The sequence below is a fragment of the Tenacibaculum jejuense genome (assembly GCF_900198195.1).
GTDB lineage: Bacteria > Bacteroidota > Bacteroidia > Flavobacteriales > Flavobacteriaceae > Polaribacter > Polaribacter jejuensis.
On the sequence record NZ_LT899436.1, the window covers coordinates 4469473 to 4489636 of the forward strand.

Sequence of the window (20164 nt, forward strand, 5' to 3'; positions counted from 1 at the left end):
ATGAAAACTGCATTTTCTATCATTATTATTAGTTTTGGACTGATTTTTGTTGCTTGTAAAAGCGAAAAAAAAGAAGTTACACCATCAAAATTAACTGAAATCTCAAAACAATCTTTAAAAACATTTATGGTTGGAAAATGGGAAACTCAATACATAAAAATTGAATATCAGACTTATCAAAAATCCGACAGTTCTTATGTATTTGAAGATGATTTCAGTAAACCAAACTCTGGAAGAGCACAATCGAAATACGTAAATAATGGAACTTTCACCGCTTGGTTTAAGCAACCTGATAGTTCTAAAGTTGGAGAAACTAATGGAAATTGGAAAACTAAAGGCAGTGACAGTTTGTATGTAGATTACCAATATTCTGGGAAACAAGTTCAAGTTTGGTATACGATTGACCAAAAAGAAAATCAGTTTACTGGAACTGTAACTTACGACTGGGATAACGATGGTGAAAACGATGATACATTAATTATGAAATCTAAAAGAATACAATAAAATTTGCTTAGCTTAAACAATATATCGCTACGAATAAGAATTTTCATTTCAATGATACTTTTAGTGTTGTTGGCATCGATTCTTATTGCTGTTGTTACTTACTATCAATATGGTGAACAAACTGAAGAGTATAATATTCATCGTTTAGAGAGAAAAGAAAAAGCCACTCGAAATAATATTGAAATCGAGTTAAGACGTAAGACAACTTTTGCTGTTACAGCAGAAAATTTATCTAAAATATTTCAAGATAGAATTTACGAAATCGCCAACGTTCATAATTTAACAATTAGTATGTACGACATGAATGGAAAACCTCTTAAATCTTCCATTCCGTATAACTTTGAAGAGATTGATGAAAAACCTTTATCCAAAAGCATCGTAAATGAATTGGCTAATAACTCTAATTATAGAATTTCTAAAAATAGAACTGTAAATGATGTTACTTACCAATCATCATACACCTACATTAATGACACTCGTTTTAAACGCATTGGAATTCTAGAACTTACAGTTGCTCAAGATAACGAAGAACAAAAAAAAGAACTTCGTGAATTTATGAGCAGACTTTTAGTTGTTTATATTTTGATGTTAATTGCTGGTATTGCTCTAGCCTATTTCTTGTCTACATATATTACACGATCAATTCAAACAATTTCAAACAAGTTAAAAGAAACACGTTTGAATAAGCAAAACGAAAAAATTACACTCAATGCTGCTAGTTCTGAAATCAACTCTTTAGTAGACTCTTACAATAACATGATCGATCAACTGGAAGACAGTGCTGTTAAATTAGCGCAAAGTGAACGTGAACAAGCTTGGAGAGAAATGGCCAAACAAGTAGCACATGAAATTAAGAATCCATTAACTCCAATGCGATTAACAGTACAAAGTTTCTTAAGAAAGTTTGATCCTACCGATTCGAATATCAGAGAAAAAATCGCAGAGTACAGTGAAACCATCATTCAACAAATAGACGTAATGAGTTCTATTGCTTCAGCATTTTCTGACTTTGCTAAAATGCCAACACAACGAAAAGAAAACCTAGATGTAGTAGATGTTGTAAAACATGCATTAGACATCTTTAATGAAGATTATATTCATTATTATCCTGAAGAAAAAGAACTTCATGCACATTTAGATAAAACTCAATTGATTAGAATTATCACTAATCTTGTGAAAAATGCAACACAAGCCATGAAAGATGATGAAACTAATCCTGTGATTGAAGTAAAAGTAATTTCAAAAGAGAACAATGTAATTATTACTGTTTCTGATAACGGGAAAGGAATTTCAGAAGAAAATAAAAAATTAATTTTCGAACCTAAATTCACAACCAAAACTAGCGGAATGGGATTAGGTTTACCTATGATAAAAAACATTATTGAAGCCTATAACGGTGAAATAACTTTTTCATCTACTCTAGGCACAGGAACTGTTTTTACTGTAACTTTACCAAAAACTTAATTTATGAACTTTGAGAACATATTGGTTGAAAAAACTAATGAAATAGCAACTATTACAATTAATAGACCTAAAAAACTGAATGCATTAAATAAAGCTACTATTGAAGAATTGCATGAAGCTTTTAAAGATTTAAATAATGATGTAAACACTAAAGTTATTTTATTAACTGGTAGTGGAGACAAAGCATTTGTTGCTGGTGCCGATATTTCTGAATTTGCTCATTTTTCTGAAGCTGAAGGTGGAAAATTAGCTGCAAAAGGACAAGAATTACTTTTCGATTTTGTTGAGAATTTATCAACTCCTGTAATCGCTTTAGTTAATGGTTTTGCTTTAGGTGGCGGATTAGAACTAGCAATGTCATGTCACTTTAGAATTGCTTCTGATAATGCAAGAGTTGGTTTACCAGAAACTTCATTAGGCGTAATTCCTGGATATGGAGGAACACAACGTTTACCTCAACTTATAGGAAAAGGTAAAGCTATGGAGTTAATTATGACTGCGGGAATGATGTCTGCTGAAGAAGCTAAGGCTTACGGATTAGTAAATTATGTAGTAACTCAGGAAGAATTAAAACCTTTAGCAGAGAAAATTGCGGGAAAAATTATTAAAAATTCATCTGTTGCAATTGGAAAAGCTATAGAAGCCGTAAACTCTGGATTTAAAGATGGAGAAAACGGATATAAATCTGAAATTAATGCTTTCGGTGCTTGTTTTGGAACTGAAGATTTTAAAGAAGGAACAACTGCTTTCTTAGAAAAAAGAAAACCAAATTTTCCAAATAAATAATTCTCAAAAAAGCTTGCAATAATTTGTGAGCTTTTTCTTTAAAACCCCTTATTTCCCTAGCATCTTTGTAGTTTTTGTTAAAAAAATGATTTTTTTGTATGAATGGTCGTTTTTTTTGTATAAATTGCAAAAAAAACTTTTTTAGCATGTTAAAAGCAATCATTGTCGACGATGAGGACAAGGCTATAAAAAGCTTATCATGGGAACTCTCGAATTTTAACGATGAAGTTGAAATACTTGAAACCTTTACTAACCCTAGTAAAGCACTCGATTTTATAGCTAATCATAAAATTGATTGTCTTTTTCTGGATATAGAAATGCCTACTATGGATGGTTTTCAATTCATAGAAAAACTTCCTAAAAAAGACTTCGCTATTGTAATTACAACTGCTTATAATGAATATGCCATAAAAGCCTTAAAGAAAGAAGCTATAGATTATTTGTTAAAACCAGTAGATACAGATGATCTTGAGCAAAGTCTTAAAAAAATCACGAAATTTACCAAACGAATATCAGTAAGCGATACCAACGAAAAATTAGAGCAAATTTTATACAACTTCAATCAGAAACTAGAAGAAAAAAAAGTTGTTATTAATGCTGATGGTCGTTTAATATTTTTAGAACCTTCAGAGATTCTTTGCATAGAATCTGATGGAAATTATAGTTCAATTTATACCACTGAAGGAAAAAAAATAGTAGTTACAAAAAAATTAAAAGAGGTAAACTCTTTACTACCGGAAACCCTATTCTTTAGAATACATAACTCTTATATTATTAACCTTGGAAAGGTGAAGGAATACTACAAAACAGATGGTTATGTAATTTTAGAAAAAAATCATAAAATACCAGTATCTAGACAGCGAAAAACTGAATTTTTAGACAAGTTTTAAAAATGGAAAATAGGTTAGTAATACTTGCTATTCTTTTTTTAAATTCTTTGGTGTTCTCTCAGAATACTAATAAAACAGATTTAAAAACTATCTTCAATCAAATTGTAGATAACAAGTATGAAAACTATTTTAAACTCGATTCTATACTTGAAAAAAATCGTGAATTAAATACTATACCGCAAGAAGAGTTTTACAAACTGTACGAAAACAGCTTAAAAAAAGATTACAAAATAGGTCAAATTTACGCGTACAATAACATTGGTAAAGTTTTTCGTTTACAATCTAAATATGAAAAAGCAATTGAATACCACATCAAAGCTTTAAAATTAGTAAACACTATTAAAAACAATGATGTTAAAGCTTACACACTAAACTTATTAGGATCTTGTTACAGAAGGTTAGACGATATAAAAAATGCATTAAACTGTCATCAAGATGCATTAACACTGACTAAAAGAGTAAAAAAAGAAACGCTAATAAATAAAAGAAATAAAAGTATTTCTGTAAACAACATAGGAAACATTTATCTTCTACTAAAACAATACGATTTAGCATTACAAAAGTTCGAAACTTCTATCTCAATTTCTAAGGAACTCAACAACAAACTTGGTTTAGCTATCAATTATCAGAATATGGGATTCAGTCAAGAAAATCTTGGGTTTTATGACGATGCCATAGAAAACTATTACAATTCATTAAAAATAAACAAAGAGTTAAATTCTGAGCGAGGACAAATCATTTGTTACAACAGCTTAGCTTCTACAAATTTGAAAAAATTAGAGTTTGAAAAAGCGCTGGAACTCATGGAAAAAATTTATCCTTTAGCTGTAGAAAAAAACAACAAGTTCTATTTAGCACGTACTCTTACAAATCTTGGAATTGCAAATCTTAAGACGAATCATCTTGAAGATGCAGAAAAATATTTAACTGAATCTGTAAAATTATCAAGTGAAAATAATTTTAACAGAAGCAATACCAGAAGCTTATTTGCACTTTCTGAATTATATGAGAAACAGAAAGAAGAAAAAAAAGCATATGAATACTACAAAAAAGCTGTTGCTTTAGAGAAGAAAACTATCAATGAAAAAACGTTCTCTTATGTTAATAACTTAATTTCGAAGCAAAATATTTTAGCTAAGATTAATGAAAGAGATAATATGGAGAAACAGTTCCAAATTCAAGATTTAAGAACAGAACAAGATCGTAATATTCTTATCATTACTTTAGTTACTATTGCGTTATCGAGTATTGCTTTATATTCTGTTTACAGGCAAAAGTTATTAAATAATGACAGAAAAATATTATTGTTAGAGCAACAAGCATTACAAACGCAAATGAATCCTCACTTCATTTTCAATGCTTTAAACTCTATAAAACTTTACGTAATTAATAACGATCAAAAACAAGCTGTTTATTACCTAAATAAATTCTCTAAATTAATTCGAAATATTCTTGAAGTTTCTAAGGTAAAGGAAGTTAGTTTGAAGGAAGAACTTTCTACTATGGATTTATACATGACTATTGAAAATATCCGTTTCTCTAATGAAATAGATTATACGCTAAATATAAATCCGGATTTAAATACAGACACTATAAAAGTACCACCTTTAGTATTACAACCTTTTTTAGAAAACGCTATTTGGCATGGTTTGTCTTCTAAAGAAGGAAATAAAAAAATTACACTAACTGCAAATAAGGTTTCTGAAGATGTTGTCTCTGTAAATATTATAGATAATGGAATAGGTAGAGAAGCTGCAGGAGAAATTAAGAGGTCTAAATCTTTAAAAAGAAAATCTGTTGGAATTGATTTAACCATAGAGCGATTAAAAACTTTCGCTGAAGATTACGAAGAAGAATTTACACTTACCTACCACGATTTAACTGACGATTTTGGTAAACCTGCAGGAACAAAAGTATCTATTCAGTTTCCAGTAGTTTAAAACTCAAACTGTAGTTGTACCCAAACTGGTTCTTTTTTTTCTGTGTTTAAATTACTGAAAGAAATACCTAATAAACGTACTGAATTTTTCAATTCTTCTTGTAAGAGTAAATCTTTAACTATTGGAAAAAATTCTTTTTTCTTATGAATGAAATACGATATGGTTTTGCTTCGAGTTTGCTGTGTAAAATCACTGTATTTAATTTTTAATGTAATCGTTTTCCCTTTTGTATCAGATTTGTACATTCGTCTTTCTAGCTCTTCTGCGATATGTTCCAGCTTTTCTAGCATAAAAATTTCAGACGATAAATTCTCATTAAATGTTCTTTCTGCTGCTATCGATTTTCTTATTCTATTCGGTTTAACTGCGCTATTATGAATCCCTCTAACAATATGATAGTAATGTACACCAGACTTTCCAAAAAGCTTTGTTAACTCTTCTAATGTCTTTTGCTTTAAATCTATTCCTTTAAAAATTCCGTTATTATGCATTTTGGCAGCTGTAACTTTTCCAACACCATAAAATTTTCCTACAGGAAGTTCTTCAAGAAAAGGAATTACATCTTCTGGGTTTATTGTTTTTTGTCCGTTTGGTTTGTTAATATCTGAAGCAACTTTAGCTATAAATTTATTAATAGAAATTCCTGCAGAAGCTCTCAACGCTAACTCTTCCCAGATTCTATTACGAATCTCTTTTGCAACTAAACTAGCAGACGGATTACCTTTTTTATTCTCCGTAACATCTAAATATGCTTCATCTAAAGATAATGGCTCAACTAAGTCGGTATATTCATAAAATATCTGTCTAATTTTTGCTGAAATCTCTTTATATCTTTCATATCTGGGCTTTACAAATATTAAATGCGGACATTTCTTTTTTGCTAAAACACCACTCATTGCAGATCGAACACCAAATTTTCTAGCTTCATAACTTGCAGCAGAAACCACACCTCTTACTTCACTTCCACCAACAGCAACAGCTTTGCCTCTAAGTTCAGGATTATCCAATTGCTCTACAGATGCATAAAATGCATCCATATCAACATGAATAATTTTTCTAAAAGGTGGTTCCAATTCCATTCTATAAAATTAAAAAAAGAATAATTTAAATTCATTTTAAAATAACATCTTATATTAGTATAAATACTTTTTCTTTGGTTTTGCCGTATCTTTGTATAAATTTTTTTCCGAGGGTCAATGTTGTCAAAGATTAATAATTTACTTCACTATTTTAAGTCTAAATTTCCTAAGATTACTAAAATCACTTTTATTTCGGTTTATCTTATTTTCTTAGCAGGAGCTGTGGTTAGAATGACTGGATCTGGAATGGGATGCCCAGATTGGCCAAAATGTTTTGGTTATTTAATTCCTCCAACTTCAGAAGAACAAATTACTTGGAAACCAAATAAGGAGTTTAAAAAAGGAATGATCATTGTTAAAGATGAAACTCTTTTTGTAGCTCAAAACGATATTAAAACTTCTGAAAATTTCGCTGCCAGTAATTGGGAAAAGTACACAAAACACGATTACGCCAAATTTAATAAATATCACACTTGGACGGAATATATTAACAGATTAGCTTCTGTACTTTCTGGATTCGTTTTTATTTTTCTAATCTTGGGTTCTATTAAATATTGGAAAGAAAAAAAATCGATTACTCTTTTATCTTTCTTTGCTTTATTTCTGATGGGCTTTGAAGCTTGGCTTGGAAAAACCGTAGTAGATTCTAATTTAAAACCGACTATAATTACCATTCATATGGTTGTTGGGCTTTTAATTATTGGAATATTACTCTATTTACATTTTATCGTTTCTGAAAGGAAAAACAACTTTAAATACAATGCGCTTTTCAATAAACTTTTAATCTTTTCTGTAATTTTCTCGGTAATTCAAATTGCCATGGGAACTCAAGTAAGACAGTTTATCGATGAACAAGTAAAACAATTTGGTTTTGATAATAAGCAATATAGTTTAATGAATCCTAGTTTTAAATTTTACTTTCACAGGTCTTTCACCATTGCCATTGTGTTAGTTAATTTTGGAATGTTTTACTTAAATCAGATCAAAGATTTAGGTTATAAACTGGTTAATTGGATTGTCTTTTTAATTTTCCTAGAAACTATAACAGGAATTTTAATGTACTATGCTGAATTTCCTATTGGAACACAAGCTGTACATTTATTAGCTGGAGCAATTTTATTTGGATTACAATTTTACTTATGGATGCAAAGTAGAAAAACTACTTTTACAGAATTAGTATAATTGGAAATGTATATGATCATCGTGGCGAACAGCCTGACATCCATGAAATCGTATTTTTTTATTTTTTAAATCCAATCTGCTTTTTAAATGTGGCTCAATAAAGAGTTTACTAACCTGTTTCTGTTTTAAAATAGTATTTATTAATGATTTTGTTCCTTTTTTTGAAAACTCAATATCTTTATTAATACTACCAAAAGTCAAATACTTAGGAAAATCATATTGCCAATAACCTTTGCTTTTACAAATTGTTATTTGATTGTATTCGCTTTTCTTTGGTCCACTAAAAACACCATAACCAGTAACTGATTTCTTTTTATTAGTTACAACATTATCTTTCTCATAAATTAAAGAAACATCAATCTTTTTTCCATCGTTATGACTCAAATGTGGCAACAAAGGAAAACCATCAAAAAAAGGAAAGTTAGCATCTAGATATACCAATTTAATCCCTTTATGTTTCTTGCTTAACTCTTTACTCACTCTATCTAACACAAAATTTAATTCTGGCACGACATAATTCCGATTAGCAAGAACATACACGAAAGAATTGGGTTGAATTAATTCGGAATTTTTAATCTTTTCCCTTCCAAAAAAGGGAGACAAATAAGGTAAAATCAAAAAGGAAAAGATACTATAGTTGATTAAAAAAATAGTTATTTTAATTTTTCTATTCTTCTTTCTGAAAAATACAATAGTTAACAAATATATAAAACCTCCTACTTGAGTCGTTATAGTCAAAACCAGAATGATTAAAACATGTAGTAGCATTTTAAATATTCGTTTTATCATAGTGTTTATTTTAAAATTACCAACTTCCACTAGCACCGCCACCACCAGAACTTCCACCTCCTCCTGAAAAACTACTGCTAGAAGAAGAACTTCTTGAACTGTAAGAGGAGCTTCTACGATAAGAAGAACTTCCTCCACTAGAAATATTCGTAGAGAATACCACTTTTGATGCAAAAAATGAAAAACTAAACTTTTGTTTTTTAAGAACGTGTCTGTATGCAATAATAAAAGTCGTTAATAAAAATAACCCAAAACAAAATATAAAGAAGTACAAAATATAGATCGGTTTAAAGTCTGCTAACAACTCATTGAGATTTTCTTTTAAAACAGTTTGTATAAAAATGACTATGGCTCCTAAAATTGGTGCTAGCGTAAAAGTGAAGCCACCAAAGAAAAACATGAGTATAGTAGGTAAATAAAAAGGAAAAGTAAATACACCTATGTTTCCAGTAAACAAACCTTTAAATATCATTATTGATCTTCTTGAAGCCTCTTTTAATATGACCATAACACCTAACCATACAAAAATTGATATGAAGCCTAAAAATAGTAGCGGAAAGAAAATCAGTATGATTATTTTAATAAAAAATGCTACTAGCATTATACTTAAACCAAAGAAAATTAAAAATCGTTTCGGATTGTTCTTATACAACTCGCGTATGCTAATTTTTCTATCTTTTCGTATAGTTCGATTCAAAATTAATACGATTAGAAACAAAAAAATTGGACCTATAAAAAGAGCGCTATAAATTCTCGTAAAAATAGATGTTGTATCATCTTCTTTACTCGAAATAGGTGTATTAAATTCATTTAAATACTCTGGATTATTAATCAGTTCGATGATCTTATAAACTCCTTTACTTATTCCTTTAAAGTATTTTTCTTCTTTAAAATTTGGTATAAATATTTCTCGTATAATTCTTGAAGCTACAGCATCTGTTATAATGGACTCTAAACCGTAACCTACTTCAATCCTAACTTTTTTATCTGCTTTTGAAAACAAGATAAGTAGACCATTATCTACTCCTTTTTGACCTAATTTATTTTTATTAAAAACATGTAGTGTAAAATCATCAATACTTTCTCCATTTAGTTCTTCTATAGTAAGAACTACGATTTGATGTGTTGTTTGAGATTCAAAAGATGTTAGCTGTTCTTTTAACCTTTCTGTTTGCTCGTTAGTAAAAATTTTAGCGTTGTCTGTAACTATTTCCTTTAAAATAGGGATTTCACTTTGAGCAACAATAATGAAATTAAAACATAACAAGAATATAAAATGACAAATGAGATGTAGCTTAAACCTCTTCATTATACTATCATTTTTTTCTTATTCATAACCAATAGTTGAATATCCCTAACAATTAATTTTAACTATAATCTTCTTTAAATAATCTTTTTTTCGTCTCTATAAATCGCTCTAAAAAAAGTTCTTTTTGCTTCTCACCCTTCACTCTAAAACTCATTAATAATCCTATGCCTAGAGCAAAAAAAAGAATTATTGGAAACCAATTACTTTGAATAGCAAAAACAACAATTGCAACTAAAAGACATACAAGAAAAATTCTAAAACTATAATTCGTAGGGAACACGTAATCGTGTTTAAGATGAAACAGATTATCTTCCTTTAAAACTCCTATTATTCTAATATTATTAGATTTTGCTGCTCTTTGAAATTCAAAACTTGTTGGGCTTATCATTCCTTTGTAGTGTTCTTCTAAAATTATTTGATTCAGAATTTTGAAGAGTTTTTCATTATTTTCTAATTTCATACCAACAATTATTACTCATTGAGATTTTTCTTCCATTGTAATGTCTCCATCATTTTGACCATATCTTTTTTAATATAATCTACGGCCGGTAAAACGCTATCAAAATTAGGTTTAGAATAGAAGAATAACGACGCTTTTAAAAAATGTTGTACACTATCGGTAACATGAAATTGTACTTGCGAAGCTGCATTTCCATAAATAAAATACATTTTCCCGTATACTTTTTCTTCTGGATTAATATAATCTTCTGTATTCGAAATATTATCTGCCTTTACGGTATGCTCAAAAACTAATTTTTCAGCTTCAATTAAAAGCTCTTTAAGATTATTGTTTACTGGTCTATAAGTAATATCTACAGAAGCTTTTAAATCTGGATATCTAATCTTTAACCAATTTTTAGGAAGTGATTTTACACTTGCAACTGTAGAGACTTCGAAAGAATAAGGTCTTTCTATTGTAATTCTTTGGTAGTTGGGCTTTGCATATTTCAGGCTCAAATATGCTTTTGGTTTTGGTAATGTTTCTCCTCCGCAACTCATTAAAATCATCAATAAAAAACCATATAAACACCTATACATTTCTTGTTACTTTTACTTGTTTTATTCTTTTTCTATCTATAGCCTCTATAGTAAACGTATAATTCTTAAAGTTTATTTTTTCTCCTTTTCTAGGAAACTTCCCAGAAACTTCTAAAATAAAACCTGCAAGAGTTTCACTTTCTCCTTTATCATCTTCGAAAATATCTTCATCTTCATCTAAAACTCTACACAAATCTCTAACAGTTACTTTTCCTTCGAAAATAAAATTATTTGAATCTAATTTAGAATAAGTTAAGTCATCATCATCAAACTCATCGTTAATATCTCCTACAATTTCTTCAATAACATCTTCTAAAGTAACAATTCCACTTGTTCCCCCATATTCATCAACTACTATGGCCAAGTGATTTTTTCTTTCTTGAAAATCTTTTAATAAATCATCTAGTTTTTTATTCTCAGGAACAAAAAAGGGCTTTCTTAATAGAGACAACCAATCAAATTTTTGCTTGTTCAAATGCGCTAATAAATCTTTTGCATATAAAATACCAACGATATTATCAATGTTCTCTTCGTATACAGGGTTTCTTGAGTATCCATTTTTCAAAATAGTACTTAAAACCTTATCGTAAGAATCTGCATTTGATATGGCACAAACATCTGTTCTTGGCTTCATGATTTGCACAGTCTCAGTATTTCCAAAGGTTACAATTCCTTCCAAAATTTTCTGTTCATCTTTAGTTGTAGCACTTTCTGAAGTTAACTCTAAAGCTTGCGACAATCGCTCTACTGATAAGTTGTTGTTTTTATTTCCTAGCTTCCTCTCAATAATAGTTGTAACGCTTGTAAGCGGAATACTTAATGGACTTAAAACTGCATTTAAAACATCTAAAGGTTTTGCTATAAAACTAGCAAATTGAAGAGATTTTCTACTTGCATACACTTTTGGCAATACTTCTCCAAAAAGCAAAATTAAAAACGTTACTAAACCTACTTGAATTATAATCTTTACTACTGATGCTGGCAGAATAAAAAACCCGAAATCTAGAGAGAAATTGATATTACCAAACATAAACTCATCTAACGAAGCGAAGATTAAAACCACTAAAATATTAATGAAATTATTAGTAATTAAAATCGTTCCTAAAAGTTTTTGAGGTTTTTCTAAAAGTTTAACTACAGTATTTCTTCCTTTGCTCTTTTCTGAAAGTTCATCTAACTCGGTTTGAGATAGCGAAAAAAAAGCGACTTCAGCTCCCGATATTAACGCAGAACAAATTAAAAGAAATAATAAAATTATTAAACTTATTGAATTTAAAAAAGCAGTGCTCGCTATGAGTAAAAAATGGGGTTCTGGGTCCAATTTTTAAATTTTAGTTAAACTAGAATGGTAAATCATCATCTTCACTTGAAGTACTTTGATTATTGTTTTGTACAGGTGGTTGAGGTTGTTCATTAGGAGTACCTAATTCTTTTTTAGTACTTAAAAAAGTCATCTCTTGGACATGAATTTCAGTTGTATATCTCTTTTGTCCTTCAACTTCGTATTGACGATTTTTTATCCTTCCTTCTAAATATACTTTATCTCCTTTACTCAAATATTTTTCACAAAGATCTGCAAGTTTATTTCTCACAACAACGTTATGCCAATCGGTATTGGAAACCCTTTCACCAGTTTGGCGATTTGTATACGTTTCATTAGTAGCTAAAGGAAAACGCCCAACAGCATTACCTTCATCAAATCTGTACATCTTCACTTCGTCTCCTAAGTGACCAATAAGTATTACTTTATTTATTGTTCCTGCCATTTTTTACACTTGTGTAATTTCAAATATACGAATTTAGTTTTTGCTTATTTTGTATTCATTTAAAAATTTATGGATCAAAATTGGAACTGGATAAGTTTCAACATTACTCCAATTTATAATCTGTTCAGTTGTAGTTTCACTATCAATAATCCAGAATTTTGTATGTAAATGTTGATGCGATAATTTATGTACAATATCTTTAGCATTAAACAGCTTAATTTTTACATCCTTTGGAAAAAAGCCTAAAAAATCTATATTAGTTATTAACTCTTCTACTTCAATACTTTTTGAAGTTTCAACTAAAGGAAATTCAAACAAACCTTCCCAAATTCCTTTACCTTCTCTTTTTTTCAAGATGGTTTTATTGTCTGTATTCAAAACGAGATAATTAAAAAATCGTTTTTTAACTTTTAGCTTTTTCTCTTTAACAGGAAGAATATTAACCTTATCTTTTTCTAGAGCTACACAGCTAGTGTTTAAAGGACAAACTGTACAATCTGGACTTTTAGGCTTACATTGAATTGCTCCAAAATCCATTATTGCCTGATTATAAATCCCTATTCTATCAGCATCTATAACTTGTTGGGCTAACTCTTTAAAATCTTTAACTCCTTTGGTAGAATTTATTGCTGTATCTATACCATAATATCTAGAAAGTACTCTGTACACATTTCCATCTACTACGGCAGTAGGCTCATTATAACAAATTGAAGCTATTGCAGAAGCTGTATAATCACCAACTCCTTTCAACTTTAATAGTTCTTTATATGTTTTTGGGAATTCTCCATCTAAATTATTTGCAATATGTTTTGCCGTAAAATGTAAATTCCTGGCTCTTGAATAGTATCCTAATCCTTGCCATAACTTTAATACATATTCTTCATCTGCATTTGCCAAGTCGAAAACGGTAGGAAAAGCCTCTGTAAACTTTAAATAATATGGTAAACCTTGCGCAACTCTAGTTTGCTGCAACATGATTTCACTTAACCAAATGTAATATGGGTTTTTGGTTTTTCTCCATGGCAATTCTCTATTGTTTTTTAAATACCAGTCTATCAGCTCCTTACTAAATTTCATCAATTTAAAGTTGTGCTAGCGAAATTACTGTATTTTATTTAGATTTTTTTAAGAACAAATATTTTACGAATTGATTAATTATCATATATTTGCACCCTCGTAAAATTAAATTCACAACATATAATATAAAAGTATATATACAATGACAAAAGCAGATATCGTATCGAAGATTTCAGACAAGACAGGGATAGAGAAGGCAGATGTATTAGCGACTGTAGAGGCATTTATGTCTGAGGTTAAAGATTCTTTAGAGAGTGGAGATAATGTATATTTAAGAGGTTTTGGAAGCTTTATCATCAAAACAAGAGCTGAAAAAACAGGTAGAAATATTTCTAAAAACACTACAATTAAAATTCCTGCACACAACATTCCAGCTTTCAAGCCTGCTAAGACTTTCACAGAAGGTGTAAAAGCTAAAGTTGCAGTAAAATAAGATATTAACCTACTCTTTATAAAAGAGTTTTAAAACATTTTTAATATGCCTAGTGGTAAAAAAAGAAAGAGAGCTAAGATCTCTACACACAAAAGGAAAAAAAGAGCAAGAGCAAATCGTCACAAGAAAAAGTAAGTAGTTTCTACTTACTTTTTCGTTTGCTTAAAAGAAGCACTAAGTTCTTTGAAATTGAGGTTAAAATCCTCAAAACTGGTATTACAAATACCTGCTTAAAATCTTAATCAGTTTTCGTTTTTAACGTAAACACAAAATTTATTCAGATGAAAACAGAATTAATTATTCGTTCCAATTCTTCTGATATTGATTTTGCCTTATTAAGAGATGGTAGACTTATTGAGTTGAATAAAGAAACAAGCGATAACAAATTCTCTGTTGGAGATATTTTCCTTGCTAAAATAGGGAAAGTGATGACAGGTTTAAACGCTGCTTTCGTTAATGTTGGTTATCCTAAAGATGGTTTTTTACACTATCATGATTTAGGCCCACAAGTTCAATCATTAAATAAGTTTATTAAAAAAGTAAGCACAGGTAAATTTAAAGAGTTCACTTTAAAAAACTTCCGCTTTGAAGATGATATCGACAAAGATGGAGGCATTAACAATGTACTAAAATCAGGTCAAAATTTATTAGTACAAATTGTAAAAGAACCAATATCTACTAAAGGCCCAAGGATAAGTTCTGAGTTATCGATTGCCGGTAGATATTTAGTATTAGTCCCTTTTTCTAACAGAGTATCAGTATCTCAAAAAATTACTGATAATAAAGAAAAAGAGCGTTTAAAAAAGCTAGCAAAAAGTATTAAACCAAAAGGGTTTGGACTTATTTTGCGTACTGTTGCTGAAGGTAAAAAAGTAGCAGAGCTTGATAAAGATTTACAAAATTCACTTAACCGATGGAAATCTCTGTGTAAGAGAATTCCAAACACAAACACACCAACAAAAGTTTTAAGTGAATTAGACAGAGCATCTTCTATATTAAGAGATGTTATGAATGATTCTTTTACAAGTATTGTAACAAACGATGAGAGTTTAATGTTGGAAATTAAGGAGTATTTACAAGAAATATCTCCTGAAAAAGAAAACATTGTAAAGCTCCATAGATCTAACATTCCAATATTCGAAAAGTACGGTATTGAACGCCAAATTAAAACTTCCTTCGGTAGAACCGTATCTATGAGTAAAGGTGCCTATTTAGTTATTGAACATACAGAAGCACTGCATGTAATTGACGTAAATAGTGGAAACCGCTCGAATAAAGCAAAAAATCAAGAAGAAACTGCTTTAGAAGTGAACTTAATTGCTGCTACAGAAATAGCTAGACAATTACAACTTCGCGATATGGGAGGAATTATTGTTGTTGATTTTATTGATATGAAGTCTGCTGAAAATAGACAGAAATTATTTCAACACTTTAGAGAAGTTATGGCTTTGGATAGAACAAAGCATAAAATATTACCTCCAAGTAAATTTGGACTTGTTCAAATTACTAGACAACGAGTTAGACCTGAACTCGAAATTAAAACTCGTGAACCAAATCCTAATAAAAATGGAGAAGTTGAAGCTCCAATCGTTTTAATTGATAAAATTGAAGCTGAATTAGATAAAATAGTTAATAGCCAAACAGAATACAAAGAGATCACTTTAAATGTGCATCCATTCATTTACGCCTACTTAACTAAAGGTTTATTAAAATCTATTCGCTTTAACTGGCTTTTGAGACACAAAAAATGGATTAAAATTATACCTAGAGATGCGTATCAGTATTTACAATACCATTTCTCTTACAAGAAAAAAAATAAATAAGGCAATTTTCTTATTAAGAAATTAAAACCTACTTGAAGTATTTTCAGGTAGGTTTTTTGTTTTAAAACCAAAAACCTAGATTAAATAGTAAAAATTTATCATTGTGATCTGGCGACCATGTATACTTTAATTCAATCGGTCCGATTATTGTTTCTAAACCATAACCTACACCATACCCTGATTTGGTGTCTTTTAAGAGTTCTCCTCTTCTAAAAACATTTTTTGCTACTCTACCATAATTTGCAATAAAACTGATGTAATTCTTCTTAAAAGGCTGGTATCGTAGATGAAATTCTGATTTTAAGAACGACTGATCTGTTAATGAAGAAATATCATAACCGTAAAAAGGAATAAAATTATTAATATAATTTTGGTTATATCCTCCGACACGATAATCGAAAATTTCTGAATCTTCTTCACCCAATGTAGCTCCAAATTGATATGAATTTAAAAAAGTAAATTTTTCCCAAAATGTTTTTGCAAAACTAAACAACGCATCAACTTGTGAATATTGGTTAAACCCTACACTTCCGTTTGCAAAATCGTTAAGACTATTATCTCTGTTTGACCACATAAACCATTTGAAGTTTGCATTTACCAAAAACCCTTTTGTAGGAAACATACTTTTATTGTAAGTATCTATATTCAGAAAGGCAAAAGAACTCACATAATTACTACTATCAAATACTGTTTCTTCATTATTTGTTAAAAAAGTATCTGAAGATATTTTTAAATTTTTAAACTCTAATCCTATTCCAAAAGCTGTTCTTTTATTTAAAATAGTTTGACCGAAAATTCGATTGGTAAAATCTCTATAATCTACATTGATTTTATTCAAATTATTCTCGTTGAAAAGCACATCTGTTTCAAAAGAATTAAATCTAGAAGAAACACCATAACTTAGTAAAAAACCGTTATCTATAAAGTATTGAAAATCGTAACGAATGTCATCACCGACAACAACATCTAAAGAAATTTCGTCATTTGATGATAGTATTTTTTTCTGATTATAATTTAAAAGAACTCCTGTTTTATACAACAGATCGTAGTGTACACCTAAGCTTAAAAAACTCTTAATATCATTTTCTTTTACAACTACTTCTAATTTTTTTCCTTTAAAGGATTTTTTTAATGTATAATCTATTCGTTGAAAGTTTTTTGATGCTGTAAGTGTATTCACTTTTTTGGAAATGTCTCTGTAAGAAACAGAATCTCCTTCCTTTAAGCGCAACTTTCCTAAAATATAATCTTGTGTATAGTATTTATTTCCTTTAAGAATAATCCTATCTATTAAAAATTGTTTTTCTTTATAAGTAATTTCTTTCCTTACTTTTTTGTTTACTTGTCGTTTAGCTAACTCTTTAAGGACTTTAAGATAAGGCTTTACAGATTTCACACCCTCATTTACAATTTCTCCTTTTTTATCAAACGATACGACTGTGTATTCATTTATGTTAGGATGAATATGAATGTCTAGCCTTTTCACTTGTTTGGCTGACTTCTTATACATCTGAAAATTTACAATCTGACTTAATAAAGAAGCTACAGAAGATAATTCTTCTCGTTTTAATAAAGTTCCCTGAACATTAACTCCAATAATAATATCTAGTCCTTTTTCCTGCATTCTATCCACAGGAAAATTATTTGCCACACCACCATCCATCAACAATCGGTTTTCAACTTCAACAGGGTTTAAAAGCGACGGAAACGAAGCACTTGCTCTTAAAGCTAAAGGAAGTGATCCTTTTTCTAAAACAACCTCTTCTCCTGTTTCTGTATCTGTTGCAACACAGAAAAAAGGAATTGGTAATTTAGAAAAATCATCTACAGCATCTACTGGAGCTAAAAGTTCTGTAAGAAAGTTTAATACATTTTGACCCTTAGATAATCCTAAAGGCAAACCGATACTTCCGTTTTTTATAGGTAAGCTTACAGCAGTTTTTTCTAAAAAAGCTTTTTCAAAATATGATTTATCTTCTCTTGATATATTATCTTGAATTACAGATAAAAAATCGATATCAGTAATAATACGTTCTATCTGCTCTGGACTATAGCCAGAAGCATACATTCCACCAATAATGGCTCCCATGCTTGTTCCTCCTATATAATCTATTTGGATACCCAGATTATCTAACTCTTTTAGTACTCCAATATGAGCAAAACCTTTTGCTCCTCCTCCACTGAGAACTAGTCCAACTTTTGGTTGCTCTTGACCATAAATAAGTAATGGTAAAATTAATGTTAGTAGTAGTTTTTTCATTTCAATTTTTCTGTGTTGAAATAGTCGAAAACCTTTTTTGCTCTAGCATTTCCAACTACTTCTATTAACTCTTCTAATGTAGCACTTTTCACTCTTTTTGCTGATTTAAATTTTCGAAGCAAATTGGTTATGGTTTGCTTACCTACATCAGGAATTTGTTCTAATTCAGATTGAATTGCACTCTTACTCCTCTTATTTCTATGAAAAGTGATTCCAAATCTATGGGCTTCGTTACGGAGGTATTGAATAATTTTTAGAGATTCTGATTTCTTATCTAAATACAAAGGAACACTATCTCCTGGATAATAAATTTCCTCTAAACGCTTTGCAATTCCGATAATAGCAATTTTTCCTCTTAATCCTAAAACATCTAAGCTTTTTAATGCAGATGATAACTGTCCTTTACCCCCATCAATAACAATTAATTGCGGTAATGGTTTATCTTCCTCTAAAAGTCTTTTATACCTTCTAAAAACAACTTCTTCCATAGAAGCAAAATCATCTGGTCCTTCGACAGTTTTGATATTAAAATGACGGTAATCTTTCTTACTTGGTTTTCCATCTTTAAAAACTACACAAGCTGCTACAGGGTTTGTTCCTTGAATATTCGAGTTATCAAAACATTCTATATGTCTTGGTTCTTGACTTAAACGTAAATCTTTTTGCATTTGTGCCATAATTCTTTTGGTATGGCGATCTGGATCTACAATTTTTATTTGTTTGAATTGTTCTTGTCTGTAATATTTTGCATTACGTAATGATAAATCTACAATTCTCTTTTTGTCTCCTAATTTAGGTACAGTAACCTTAATCTTCTCACCTAAATCGAGTTCAAACGGAACATAAACTTCTCTTGATAATGAATTAAATCGCTGTCGAGTTTCTACAATAAAAAGTTCTAATAGTTCTTTATCGGATTCATCTAACTTTTTCTTGATTTCTGTTGTATACGATTGCACAATCGCACCATTCATTATTTTAAAGAAATTCGCATAACCATGAGTTTCATCTGAGATAATTGAAAAAACATCAACATTATTGATACTCGGATTTACAATGGTTGACTTTGCTTGATAATTCTTTAATGAATCTAATTTATCTTTAATACGTTGTGCTTCTTCAAAATTCATATCAGCAGCATAATCCATCATAATATTATGCAAACTTTCAAGACTTTCTTTAAAATTTCCTTTAATAATATTTCTTATCGCTCTAACATTACTAACATAAGAGTCTTCATCTTGATAAGCTTCACAAGGTCCTTTACAGTTTTTAAGATGATACTCTAAACAAACTTTGTATTTTCCTGATTGTATTTTGGGTTCACTAAGATCGTAATTACAGGTACGAAGAGGATATAACTGTTTTATTAAATCTAGTAAGTTATGTACTGTTTTTACACTTGTGTACGGACCAAAATATTCTGACCCATCTTTAATAACTCTTCTTGTTATGAATATTCTAGGGAAACGTTCTTTTTTAATACAAATCCAAGGATACGATTTGTCATCTTTTAACAACACGTTATACCGTGGTTGGTATTTCTTTATTAAGTTATTCTCTAATAATAAAGCATCTGTTTCTGTATCGACGACAATATGCTCGATCTTCACTATTTTTTTTACTAAAACTCTGGTTTTTCCGTACTCATGGTTTTTGGTAAAATATGAAGAAACTCGTTTCTTTAAATTCTTTGCTTTACCAACATAAATAATAGTGTCTTCTTTATCAAAATATTGATAAACTCCTGGTGAATTGGGTAGCGTTTTTATTTGTAGTTCTAAGTCTGTTGGCATATAACGAAAATACAATTTATTCAATTAA

General features: G+C 29.7%; 18 protein-coding genes. 8 read left to right on the plus strand and 10 right to left on the minus strand.

What is annotated here, in order from left to right; all coding sequences use genetic code 11:
* From AQ1685_RS19585 to AQ1685_RS19605, 5 genes are all read left to right on the plus strand, one after another.
* A complete protein-coding gene (locus tag AQ1685_RS19585) occupies positions 1–504 on the plus strand; it encodes a hypothetical protein (RefSeq protein ID WP_095074829.1) in 504 nt (167 codons plus the stop codon).
* A 51-nt stretch (positions 505–555) separates the two neighbouring features.
* Complete coding sequence (locus AQ1685_RS19590) at positions 556–1968, plus strand: sensor histidine kinase (protein ID WP_095074830.1); 1413 nt, start codon at positions 556–558, stop codon at positions 1966–1968.
* Between the two features lie 3 nt (positions 1969–1971).
* The gene (locus tag AQ1685_RS19595) at positions 1972–2754 is read left to right on the plus strand and encodes an enoyl-CoA hydratase/isomerase family protein (RefSeq protein WP_095074831.1); all 783 of its coding nucleotides are present in this window, start codon (positions 1972–1974) and stop codon (positions 2752–2754) included.
* A 146-nt stretch (positions 2755–2900) separates the two neighbouring features.
* Complete coding sequence (locus tag AQ1685_RS19600) at positions 2901–3644, plus strand: LytR/AlgR family response regulator transcription factor (protein ID WP_095074832.1); 744 nt, start codon at positions 2901–2903, stop codon at positions 3642–3644.
* 2 nt (positions 3645–3646) lie between these two features.
* Complete coding sequence (locus AQ1685_RS19605; protein ID WP_095074833.1) at positions 3647–5584, plus strand: tetratricopeptide repeat-containing sensor histidine kinase; 1938 nt, start codon at positions 3647–3649, stop codon at positions 5582–5584.
* On the opposite strand, the gene dinB is transcribed toward AQ1685_RS19605, so the two are convergent.
* A complete protein-coding gene (gene dinB, locus AQ1685_RS19610) occupies positions 5581–6663 on the minus strand; it encodes a DNA polymerase IV (RefSeq protein ID WP_095074834.1) in 1083 nt (360 codons plus the stop codon). The two genes, AQ1685_RS19605 and dinB, sit on opposite strands and share 4 nt — an antisense overlap.
* A gap of 117 nt (positions 6664–6780) precedes the next feature.
* Here dinB and AQ1685_RS19615 point away from each other — a divergent pair, with 117 nt between their 5' ends.
* Positions 6781–7845, plus strand: a complete 1065-nt coding sequence (locus tag AQ1685_RS19615) for a COX15/CtaA family protein (protein ID WP_095074835.1) — start codon at positions 6781–6783, stop codon at positions 7843–7845.
* Here AQ1685_RS19615 and AQ1685_RS20550 read toward each other — a convergent pair.
* The 7 genes from AQ1685_RS20550 to mutY form a co-directional block, all read right to left on the minus strand.
* Complete coding sequence (locus AQ1685_RS20550; protein WP_231970220.1) at positions 7837–8337, minus strand: hypothetical protein; 501 nt, start codon at positions 8335–8337, stop codon at positions 7837–7839. The genes AQ1685_RS19615 and AQ1685_RS20550 overlap by 9 nt on opposite strands.
* Before the next feature lie 313 nt (positions 8338–8650).
* Entirely contained in the window at positions 8651–9943 is a 1293-nt protein-coding gene (locus AQ1685_RS20430) for a TPM domain-containing protein (protein WP_157730313.1), read from the minus strand.
* Between the two features lie 58 nt (positions 9944–10001).
* Positions 10002–10403, minus strand: coding sequence for a hypothetical protein (locus AQ1685_RS19630; RefSeq protein WP_095074836.1), 402 nt, complete (start codon positions 10401–10403; stop codon positions 10002–10004).
* Between the two features lie 11 nt (positions 10404–10414).
* The gene (gene gldD / locus AQ1685_RS19635) at positions 10415–10981 is read right to left on the minus strand and encodes a gliding motility lipoprotein GldD (RefSeq protein WP_095074837.1); all 567 of its coding nucleotides are present in this window, start codon (positions 10979–10981) and stop codon (positions 10415–10417) included.
* Positions 10974–12302: a gliding motility-associated protein GldE gene (gldE, locus tag AQ1685_RS19640; RefSeq protein WP_095074838.1), complete on the minus strand. Its 1329-nt coding sequence runs from the start codon at positions 12300–12302 to the stop codon at positions 10974–10976. The genes gldD and gldE overlap by 8 nt, the downstream gene beginning before the upstream one ends.
* 19 nt (positions 12303–12321) lie before the next feature.
* Positions 12322–12747, minus strand: coding sequence for a single-stranded DNA-binding protein (locus AQ1685_RS19645; RefSeq protein WP_095074839.1), 426 nt, complete (start codon positions 12745–12747; stop codon positions 12322–12324).
* A 33-nt stretch (positions 12748–12780) separates the two neighbouring features.
* The gene (gene mutY, locus AQ1685_RS19650; RefSeq protein WP_095074840.1) at positions 12781–13824 is read right to left on the minus strand and encodes an A/G-specific adenine glycosylase; all 1044 of its coding nucleotides are present in this window, start codon (positions 13822–13824) and stop codon (positions 12781–12783) included.
* A 142-nt stretch (positions 13825–13966) separates the two neighbouring features.
* Here mutY and AQ1685_RS19655 point away from each other — a divergent pair, with 142 nt between their 5' ends.
* Both AQ1685_RS19655 and AQ1685_RS19660 read left to right on the plus strand, forming a co-directional pair.
* Positions 13967–14257, plus strand: coding sequence for an HU family DNA-binding protein (locus AQ1685_RS19655; protein WP_075340504.1), 291 nt, complete (start codon positions 13967–13969; stop codon positions 14255–14257).
* A 281-nt stretch (positions 14258–14538) separates the two neighbouring features.
* On the plus strand, positions 14539–16080 hold the full coding sequence (locus tag AQ1685_RS19660) for an Rne/Rng family ribonuclease (protein WP_095074841.1): 1542 nt from the start codon (positions 14539–14541) through the stop codon (positions 16078–16080).
* 61 nt (positions 16081–16141) lie between these two features.
* On the opposite strand, the gene AQ1685_RS19665 is transcribed toward AQ1685_RS19660, so the two are convergent.
* Positions 16142–18340 carry a patatin-like phospholipase family protein gene (locus tag AQ1685_RS19665; RefSeq protein WP_095074842.1) on the minus strand — a complete coding sequence of 733 codons (2199 nt, stop codon included), beginning with the start codon at positions 18338–18340 and terminating at the stop codon, positions 16142–16144.
* The gene (gene uvrC / locus AQ1685_RS19670; protein ID WP_095074843.1) at positions 18337–20136 is read right to left on the minus strand and encodes an excinuclease ABC subunit UvrC; all 1800 of its coding nucleotides are present in this window, start codon (positions 20134–20136) and stop codon (positions 18337–18339) included. The genes AQ1685_RS19665 and uvrC overlap by 4 nt, the downstream gene beginning before the upstream one ends.
* Positions 20137–20164 lie beyond the last annotated feature (28 nt).